5 protein-coding genes, 1 tRNA gene and 1 pseudogene are annotated in these 9,795 nt (G+C 58.4%); 2 read left to right on the top strand and 5 right to left on the bottom strand.

Annotated elements, in window-relative coordinates; translation table 11 throughout:
• Window positions 1-73: 73 nt before the first annotated feature.
• The 4 genes and pseudogenes from MSKU9_RS13465 to MSKU9_RS13450 form a co-directional block, all read right to left on the bottom strand.
• Window positions 74-3,259, bottom strand: a complete 3,186-nt coding sequence (locus MSKU9_RS13465; protein WP_141261912.1) for an ATP-binding protein — start codon at window positions 3,257-3,259, stop codon at window positions 74-76.
• Window positions 3,260-3,654: 395 nt separating this feature from the next.
• Window positions 3,655-4,089, bottom strand: a complete 435-nt coding sequence (locus MSKU9_RS13460; protein ID WP_227002500.1) for a hypothetical protein — start codon at window positions 4,087-4,089, stop codon at window positions 3,655-3,657.
• Window positions 4,086-5,132 (bottom strand): ParA family protein, encoded by a 1,047-nt coding sequence (locus tag MSKU9_RS13455; RefSeq protein WP_141261911.1) that lies wholly within the window; start codon window positions 5,130-5,132, stop codon window positions 4,086-4,088. Before MSKU9_RS13455 ends, MSKU9_RS13460 begins: the two co-directional genes overlap by 4 nt.
• Window positions 5,133-5,502: 370 nt before the next feature.
• A pseudogene (locus MSKU9_RS13450) lies at window positions 5,503-7,495 on the bottom strand (ParB/RepB/Spo0J family partition protein).
• Window positions 7,496-7,887: 392 nt separating this feature from the next.
• Here MSKU9_RS13450 and MSKU9_RS13445 point away from each other — a divergent pair.
• Complete coding sequence (locus MSKU9_RS13445; RefSeq protein ID WP_141261910.1) at window positions 7,888-8,082, top strand: hypothetical protein; 195 nt, start codon at window positions 7,888-7,890, stop codon at window positions 8,080-8,082.
• A gap of 12 nt (window positions 8,083-8,094) precedes the next feature.
• Window positions 8,095-9,762, top strand: a complete 1,668-nt coding sequence (locus tag MSKU9_RS13440) for a recombinase family protein (RefSeq protein WP_141261913.1) — start codon at window positions 8,095-8,097, stop codon at window positions 9,760-9,762.
• Here MSKU9_RS13440 and MSKU9_RS13435 read toward each other — a convergent pair.
• Window positions 9,719-9,795: transfer RNA gene (locus MSKU9_RS13435), tRNA-Met, on the bottom strand. The two genes, MSKU9_RS13440 and MSKU9_RS13435, sit on opposite strands and share 44 nt — an antisense overlap.

The following is a 9,795-nucleotide window of genomic DNA, read 5'->3' as shown; positions in this document are numbered from 1 at the left end:
GGCATTGGAAACCCATTGCTCAAGGCGAGAATAACGTCGCTGCCTGATCACGCCCGCGTCTCTCGCCGGATGGTTACTCATTCTCGAAGGTTGTCCTCTCCTCAATCGACCTCAACGGGTAAACCATAGCTAGAAAGTGGACCGCGTCGCGGACGATATCACGATGCGTCAGGATCGTGATGTTGCATGCGAACGACCACAACAGATCCGCTACCTCGTCGACACGCTCAGCTCCAACGCCTAGGATACGCTTCCATACGGCTGACCCGGCATAGCCGGTTGCGGCCGCCTCAACCGTCTCGGCAAAGACGGCAGGCGAACAGCCACGCAGATGCGTAACGAACTGAGCGAGCACATCGTCGTCCTGCGTACCGTGGCGATTTTCTGTATCATTCCAAGCTTTATACTCATTATCGTAACCAAGCAGATCGAACGGCGCGCGGCCCGACACAGCGACCTGTTTGCGGTCGTCGCCCACGGGCATCGTGCGATCGGTGTCTCCAAGTGATGCCTCGATGATCGCACGTGTTCCGAGTGGTACCGCAAACTCGAGGAGGCGGGTGACCTGCCGACCCAGATTGTAGTGGCAGTGGCTGTAGTCCTGGCTGCGGTTCGACGAGATCGGTAGGATCCGGCTCATCTGCCCACCCATGAACGAAGTGCTGTTATCGGTGATGTCGCGTGAATAAAGCACACGGTAGATCTCGATCGCGAAATCAGCGTCGGCATATGCGATCGGTATGATCTGCTCGGAAAGCCAGGGAGCCTCTTTGTCGGCATGAAGCGAGAAATGCGGGTCACGAAGTATGCGATCAAGCAATGCACGCGATGCGACAGGATCGGCGGCAAAGCTCTTACCGACGAAACGGATCGCGTTAGTTGTCGTCCGATGCATCAACGGACTAGCGGCCCATACAAAAACGAGCAATGCCCGTGCTGCGCCGTTGAACACATTAAGTAATTCAGGTTCGTTAAGATCAGCATTGTCGAACAATATCTGGAGCAGGAAACATGTCGCATCGACAAGATTGCTCGAATTCGCGCTGATCGCGGTGTCGGCAACCATCGTCCACGCGAGCGCTTCGTCCGGCAGAATGTTGCTGGCAGCACCGACCGCCAAGCCGACGAAGCGGGCAAGCCGTGAAAGCATGATCGCCAGCGTCTCGTCATTCGGACGGGCGATAATCAGCGCAACCAACCCCGCGATGTCAGTCTTCGTGCTCACTCGCTGAATCGCGGTCCGCAGTGCAACATTGGCGAGCACCGGGTCGACTGCCGGATTTCTGGAGATATCCGCGATCAAACGCCATACCTGAGCCTTGTCGTTTGCGTCATCGCGCCACAGTCGCTCTATTGTAAAGCGCAGCGCCGGTGCGAGCATGAGCCCGATCGCGCTGTCACCGCTGATTTGTGAGATCAGTCGCGCAGGATTGTCCCATTCGAGGAAGAAGCGACCGGCAACATGGTCAAACAGCACATGATGGGCAAAGCTGACCAGATCGCCAGATTCGGTAAGCACGCCGGTCTGGATGACCGTGTCGAGCTGATCGTGCTCGACAACCACCTTTCGCACCGCAAGGCGGCGACGCTGCACCATGGCGCTGACCGTGGCAGCTGCGGCCCGATGCATCGGTGTTCCAACGAGCCGGCGATCCTCATAGGCGTCGATCAGATCTGATTGGGTAGCGACGGTGCGGATGCTGTCGGGGCTTGTACCATCTGCGAGCAGTTGCGCGGCGAGCGAGAGGTTGAAGACGTTACGCAGCAGATCGCGCAGCTTGCCGGGCGCAGCGGAAAACAACGCGCTAAGATCTGGGGAAGCGGCACCAGCGGCGTCAAGATCATCTTCCGCGAGCCGCGGTACTAGAAAATGCCGGACATTGCCTAAGTCAGGCTGGGCATAAGCGGGATCTGGAGGAGATCCGGGCATTACATCGCGAAACCGACGTCCATTGCGCAGATCGAACGTACGGATCGATGCGATCACAGTCCAGTCAGGAGCAGATTTAGTCAGCACTTCAATCAACTGAGAGAAAACGCCTTCCGCTGCCCCCCCACGCGCGGCATCCAGCGCATCAATGATGAGCATTTTACGTCCCAAACCCGGCGCGGCGGCGAGCACCTCAATCAGCGGGTGTGCCAACCCCAGTTCAGACTGAAGACCGGCAGCGATGGCCACGCCCGGAAAGCGGTCGACCGAGAGGAACACAACCGTGTCACCTGCCGCTTGGTGCATTTGCGCCAGCGTGACCAAAGCACCGGTTTTGCCGGCACCGGGCTCACCGACCACGATGAGCGAGCCAGTATCGAGAGCCGCGTCAAGCGGGCCGTCACTGGCGCGCGTGATCGGAATGCCGCCAGCGATCGGCAGGCGCGTGTGTCCGGCAAGACGCGTAAGCTCCATCTTGGTCGCAGTCGATAAACGTTCCAGATCGGCGACGTAATCGGCAGCGGCCACGTCATTGTGGCCAAGCCGACGAAGCTCGCGCAGGAGGCCAGCCCGATCGGCGGCCGCACCGCTGCCGATCATGTCCCGAACAATGCCCTTCAATGCGCGCAATGGTGCATCGCCAGCAGCTTCAGAACCATAGAGCCTTACGCCAAGCAGACGCGAGGCTTCGCGCCAGTTGTCTTCTCCCTCGTTCATCGAGAAACGTACGACACAGAACATCCGTGCCATCGTCGCGAGTTCTTCGTCGGTCAGCGGAGTGGTCGAATGTGTTAACCATGCAGCCCGCACATGCGTCTCGAAGAGATCAAGTGCTTCACTCTCCGCCGCAGAACGCCCGGCTTTAGTGCCGACCCAACTGCCGCCAAGATCGAATGCGCGACACCCTCGCTCCAGAGCATCGAGCGTACGCGACGCGCCTGCGCTAACTGCCAGCACCGCACGCACTTTCATTGGATCGACCACATTACCGGCGGCCCGGGCATTCATCACGATCCGAACGAGCTGACTGATGGTCTTGCCGAGCGGGCTTTCGACGCTTTTGGAAAGCCCCGCGCTAGTCTTGCTTTGCAGATCAATGAGGCTAGCGTCGTCCTGTGCCAGGCGAATGTCGTCAAGTCCATCACCTGTCTCGAGCTGGATCGAAACAGGTAAGGCGGCATTGGCAAGGCCGAAACGTCCGCCAACCGGCATTCGTGCCAACAGATGGGCGGCAAGCCAGGTACCGACCTCAGCCTGGAAATCCATTCCGGCTTCTGTTGCCCGCCCACCCGCATTCATTCTCGGTGTGGGTAGCTTTTCGTTATCCAATCGCGTCTCTTTCAAAATTTTAAAGTTTCGCCCAAACTACTGGTCGAAATGACCAAATCCACAAAGTGATTATCTAGGAAGATCAGGCTATCCCCTTTTGAAGGCCGATAAAATTCCTGTTCGCGTTCGACCAAGTAGGCTGCTGTACTGTAAAATAATTCACGTCTGCTAATTGGGATACAAAACTCTCCGCCAAATATCTGCGTCGAGGGTGAAACTCGCCCGCGCCTACTCTGTTTCCGTTGACCTGATATGTGGCTTGGACGCGGACTGAGGCCGGTCTACTTCAAGACCACAGGACAGCGGTACCCGGCATGAGATCGCACAGAATATGAGTATGCGATTATTACTGGCCTCCTGCGTCTTTCTGTCTTGAAAGTAACGACTGTGGAAGATCATTCTTTTCGAAAGGCATCGCCCTTTGTGGCCCGCGCCAACGCCATCTCCACAATGCGATTGATTACCCGATCCCGGTCCCGCCATTTCATGACGAGCTTGCCCGGGTCCATTCCATACTGCGCGACAATGTCATGAAGCAGGTCCAGTTCGAGGCTCGCCAATTGCTCGCGTAGCCTGACCTCACCATGAACTGCCAGATCGATTGGATCGAGAACCGCCGGAGATCGCCTGCCGCCGCGCCGTTTTCTCATATTCTTGCCATCGACTTCAGCCCCCCGCTGCGATGAAGCTCTGGAGGGTGATGACGAATGCAACGCCGCTGGCTCACTAGTGGCAAAGGCTGCTTCAAGACGTACCTGAAATTCGGGATTTCGCGTAGCCTCCTCGGCGACCACGGTGGCTATCCTGATAAGAGTGTCTTTCAGGTTCATGCCTCGATCTCCATCTTCTCCAGCAATTCCTGCGCGAACTCGATATATCGAGTAGTCAAGTCACCATAACCGTACTTCTGCTTAAGTGTCCGTCGTCCACTTTGCATTTCGGCTGCGGCGGCAATCTGGTTTGCCTGACGTATCACGGTTTCGAACACCGGCGGATCGTTACGACGGCGCAGATCCCTTGAGACGTTCATATGAACCGTGGAGTTCTCCATATATTTCGTGATCAGGATACCAAGCGGCTCAATGTCCTCTCCGATCTCCCTGGAGAAATTACCAACCCTTTTGACGATCTGGGGGATGCCATAGGTCGAGAGTACGTCGGGAACCGTCGGAATAATATAACCTTCGGAAATGCGAAGCCCATTCAATGTGATGATTCCAAGGTTTGGTGGGCAATCCACCAAGACGAGATCATAATCGTCAAGAATTGATTTTACTGCAAGGCGGAGAAGGTCAATCGGCGTTACAGAGTAGAATTGTCCCGTTGGCGCGCTGGCCAACTTATCTTGGACATCGATCAGATCAAGGCTAGACGGCAACAGGTCAACTTTTTCGGCCCCTTGCACGTCAGAGACTTTCTTCTGAAGTGTCTTTTTCAGATCGAATATCTTGTTATGGGGATCCAGCGCATCCTTGAACAAAGTCGCAAGCGTCCACCCCTTTTCATTGATCTCTTTCCAGCGCTTTTCTCCGATCAGCATGGTGGTCGCATTGGTCTGTGGATCAAGATCGATCACCAGAACGCGCTTGCCAAACTTCGAAGCCAGCGTTTCCGCCACTGCGACCGTGGTGGTCGTCTTGGCGACGCCCCCCTTCAGATTGATGAGTGATACGACACGGGCCATTGGCACTTTCCTTTTCCTAAGCCATATTTTGATCGTTCTTGTCCTGAAGACCGGTCCTGCCTTGAGATCAGCCAGCGGCTTCGGAAAATCCGCGAAGCGCGCGCGCCAGTTCGCGACAGCTTGACGCGACACACTCGCCATACTCGCGATTTCGTTGATACCGATAAGGTCGTCGTCGTTTTCTGCCATTCCAGCCCCCTGTGACCATCGGTCACATATCTTGTTTACGTCGTTCACAGGCAATCCGCAAGTCAGATGTTCCGTTGAGGATGAGATTATGAGCAAAGAAATGACGGGAGGAACCGGAAAGGCGATCACGGTCGCGGTGCACCGCGTCAACCATTGCGCTTACCGATCGGCTGAACGACCAAATCGAGAGAATAGGCTATGTGCGCTGGCTCCATAAAACACGCAGCAGCAATCTTAATGACAGACATGAGGACGAAAACGGAAGCCTCCAGGCAGCAAGAAGGAGGCTCCCGGAGATCGAAAGCCGCTCTATTAAATGGGACTCGTATCACTCTACCGCGGTGGCCTCAGAACTATCGGACGCGCAAATTTAGATCCCTCCTGCAAGCTGCCCTGCAAAACCTTTTGTCCGCAGCACCTCGGGCAGCCAGCTGGAGCCGTCGAGCAACTGCTCGGCAGCCTGCGCCATGTCGCTCTTCTTCATATGGGCGATGCGGTCGGCGGCCTCGTTACCACGCGCCTCGCGCACGGCTTCGAGAATACGGGCCTTGGTGACACGACCGAGATAATTCTCCACCGTCGGCTGCCAGCCCGCCTCGGCCAGGTCGAGCTTGAGCGCCGTGGCGAGACGGCCAGCTCGCGCAAGCCGCTCCCGGACGCTGCGTGCCAGAGACGGATCATGGGACGATTCATGCAACGCATTGATCCCGAAGGACAGGCAATGCGCCAACAGCGCGACGCGACCGGTGTCGTCCAGCCGGTCGAGCCACAGCCAGAATGCATCCTCGTCTTCCGGCAGGTCATGCTTCCAGCCCTCGTTGCGCTGGCGCAGCGCATGGGCTGGCAGGCATGTCGGGGGAATGCACCGGCAGCGGGATTTCCCGGACATAGGCTTCCAGACAACCCGCGCCCGAGACCTGCCAGTAGAGGTCGCGCACCAGCGTGTGCAGCAGTTCCGTCAGCGCGATATGCGGATTGGCCCCAAAAGCATCCCGCAGGGCCAGTGTCCTCCACGCCGTCAGTTCGGTCAGCAAACGGTCGGAAAGTGGCTTCAACCCGTCCTCTTCTTCAGGCTCGATCTCTTGGGATGTCATGCCTTCCGGCTCGTCCCGATCATCATAGCCTTCAATGCCATCCATGGCATCGCCATCGCTGGCGACATCCTCGGGTTCCAGCGGCATGTCTTCTGGCCGGACAAAGCCCCGTTCAGCCAGCAGCGTGCCGTCGGTATCCAGGCTGACGAAGACACCGGCCCGCGCCATGTTCACCGGATCGAAGGACACGGGGCGTTCTTCCAGCGCCTCAATGGCCTGTTCGATTTCCCCCAGCCGGATATCGATGTCTTCGGGGAATTCATCGGCCAGCGCGTATTGCGCCTCAATGGTTTCCTGCTCGCTATGCAGCGCGGTCAGACGGGTGGCTTCTTCGTCCGAAAGCGCAACAGGCGTGCCTTCGATCTCCATGAAGTCCCGTGTGTGCCCCCAGGGGAAGGACAGCGCCGTTTCGACCCATTTCCAGCCCTCGGCACGGATATCCTCTGCGGCTGACGCCAGTTTTTCCATCACCAGTCGGTCGAGCAGGGTCGGATCCTGCAGCCAGCCGCCATCGTCTGCCTCGAACAGGTCACGCATGACGGGACCGCCAGCGGCAAGATAGGCCTCCAGCCCGACGAAGCGCACGCGGCGATCTGATGCCCGCACGGTCTTCTCTGTCAGCATACGACGGATCAGATAAGGCTCGCGGTTATGGCTCTGGGCAATAATCTCCCAGACCTGCTCCTGACGGGTGTGATCATCGCTGATCGAGAAGGCCATGAGCTGGTCGAGCTTCATGCCATCCTGCTCGTAGATCTCAAGCAGTTTGTCGGACACAATCATCAGGCGCAGACGCTGTTTGACCACGGTGGGCACGACGAAGAACGCGGCCGCGATCTCTTCCTCGGACATGCCTTTTTCCAGCATGTCACGAAAGGCACGAAACTGGTCCAGCGGGTGCAGGGCCACGCGCTGGACGTTTTCGGCTAGGGAATCATCCTCGGCGAGAATGGACGATCCGGCCTCGCGCACGACACAGGGCACGGGGGCCGTTTTCGCCAGTTTCTTCTGCTTCACCAGCAGTTCGAGGGCGCGGAAGCGGCGGCCGCCGGCCGGCACTTCGTAAGACCCGGTCTCCGCCCCCTCCCCGTTCAGAACGGGCCGGACGTTCAGGCTCTGGAGCAGCCCACGACGCTCGATGTCGCGGGCCAGTTCTTCGATCGACAGGCCGGATTTCGCACGCCGCACGTTGGACTGCGACAGCACCAGCCTGTTGAAAGGGATATCACGGGACGCATTGAGGGCGATTTTCTGGATGGCGCTCGCCATGGCAGGACACTCCGTGACGGACGGGCGGAAGCCTCTCTCCCACCCCTGAATCCGTCACGAAAACCCAACCTCCCTCTTCCTCTCTTCCGGCCCCACCAGACGCCGGATCGCATCCATGGAACCGCGTAGATACGGCTTTACGGAACACAGGTCCGTGCCGACCGATCCTCGAGTCGAGGACTACCTCGATAAATTGCGACTATTATAGTCGTGCCATCACCGATTTGTGATAGTGCCGACCACGATAGCCGTGCGTGTTCGCGACTATCCAGAAGCCCTCTTCCTGCGATCCATGTCTTTGTTTCAACCCATTTTTTTGTTCACGCACGTCCCGTCCGACATCCACAGTACTTTCAGAGCTAAGCGATGGTCCATGCAGAAAGGACGGGAAGATGGCACGCCAACGCGATACGATAGCTGGCAAGCTGCGGCTCGTTCTCGACGCCCCGGACGCCAACGTGACACCCTTACGCAGTGGAGCCGATCCGCGGCTGGTCAGTCTGGTCCGGCTTCTGGCCCGTCAGGCCGCACGGGATTTCGTCAACGCTGAAATGGAGGCCGCGCGGCGACGCGATCTCCAGGACTAGGGAGATAGGATTGTGAAAGTCGCGCTCTACGCCCGCTACTCATCCGATAACCAGCGCGACGCCTCGATCGAGGATCAGTTGCGCCTCTGCCGACTTCATGCGGAGAAACAGGGCTGGACGATCGTCGACAGCTACACCGACCGTGCCATCTCGGGTGCTTCCCTGCTCCGCCCCGGCATTCAGGAACTGATCCAGGACGCTACGCGCGGCCGCTTCACGATCATCGTGGCCGAAGCCATGGACCGGCTGTCGCGCGACCAGGAAGATATCGCCGGCCTGTTCAAACGGATGACCTTCGCCGGCGTGCGGATCATCACTCTCTCCGAGGGCGACGTCACCCATCTACATATCGGGCTCAAGGGCACGATGAACGCCCTCTTCCTCAAAGACCTCGCCGAGAAGGTACGCCGTGGCCTGCGCGGACGCGTCGAGGACGGCAAGTCCGGCGGCGGCAATTCCTACAGCTATGATGTCGTGCGCCAGTTCGATGCGAAAGGCGAGCGCATCCGGGGCGACCGGACCATCAACGAGGAGGAGGCCCGCACAGTCAGACGGATCTTCACCGATTACACGCGCGGCAAGTCGTCACGCACGATCGCCATGGAGCTGAACCGCGACGGCGTTCCCGGCCCGCAGGGACGCGAATGGGGACCGTCCACCATTCACGGCAATCGGGAACGCGGCACCGGCATCCTCAACAATGAGATGTATGTCGGCCGTCTGGTCTGGAACCGGCTGCGCTACCTGAAAGATCCCGATACCGGCAAGCGCGTCTCCCGTCTTAATCCTGAATCCGAATGGGTGATCCAGGAGGTGCCGGAATTGCGGATCGTCGAGCAGGATCTATGGGACGCCGTGAAGGCGCGCCAGGCCGAAACAACCTTCAGCCAGCCGGAACGGGGAAACGAGGCTCTCAATGACCGGCGGCGTCCCCGCCATCTCTTTGCCGGGCTGATCCGCTGTGGGTGCTGTGGCGGCGGCTACAGCATGATCTCGAAAGATCTGCTGGGCTGCTCGACGGCCCGCAACAAGGGCACATGCGATAACCGGCTCAACATCCGTCGCGACGCTCTCGAAGCATCGGTCCTCAGTGGATTGCGCACGCATCTGATGGAACCGGACCTGTTCAAAGAGTTCTGCAACGAGTTCACCCGCGAGATGAACCGACTGCGCATGGAACTTGGTGCCGATCTCGCAGCAATTCGGAACGAACTGCCTCGCATCGACAGAGAACTGGATAAACTGCTGAATCTTATCCTTGCCTCAGATGACATTGAAGCATCCAAGCGGGTCATGAAAAAAATGACGACGCTCGAAGCCCGCAAGGAGGAATTGGAACAGAAAGTCGCCAATACCGAGGAGCTGCCTCCCCTTCTCCATCCGAATATGGCGGAGATCTATCAGCAGCGGATCGCGTCTCTTTATGAGAGCCTTCGGGCTGATGAGACAAAGAGCGAGGCAGCCGAGCGCCTACGCACATTGGTCTCGCAGATCACGCTCCAGCCGGCCGATGGCGAGCTGGCGATCATCCTGCGCGGTGATCTGGCGGCGATCCTGCAGTTCGCGGCGCACAAGAAAAACGCCACGGTCCATCCGGACAGTGGCGTTCTCGATGCGTTCGTATCGCAAGTATCGTTGGTTGCGGGGATAGGATTTGAACCTATGACCTTCAGGTTATGAGCCTGACGAGCTACCGGGCTGCTCCACCCCGCG

The organism is Komagataeibacter diospyri, assembly GCF_006538165.1.
Classification (GTDB): domain Bacteria; phylum Pseudomonadota; class Alphaproteobacteria; order Acetobacterales; family Acetobacteraceae; genus Komagataeibacter; species Komagataeibacter diospyri.
This window is presented reverse-complemented; position numbering and strand designations above follow the sequence as displayed.

What these genes read in the sequence shown, in the direction of transcription:
- MSKU9_RS13460 (WP_227002500.1), bottom strand. Translation starts at nt 4,089, where the DNA reads ATGAACCTGAAAGACACTCTTATCAGGATAGCCACCGTGGTCGCCGAG.
- MSKU9_RS13445 (WP_141261910.1), top strand. Translation starts at nt 7,888, where the DNA reads ATGGCACGCCAACGCGATACGATAGCTGGCAAGCTGCGGCTCGTTCTC.
- MSKU9_RS13455 (WP_141261911.1), bottom strand. Translation starts at nt 5,132, where the DNA reads ATGGCAGAAAACGACGACGACCTTATCGGTATCAACGAAATCGCGAGT.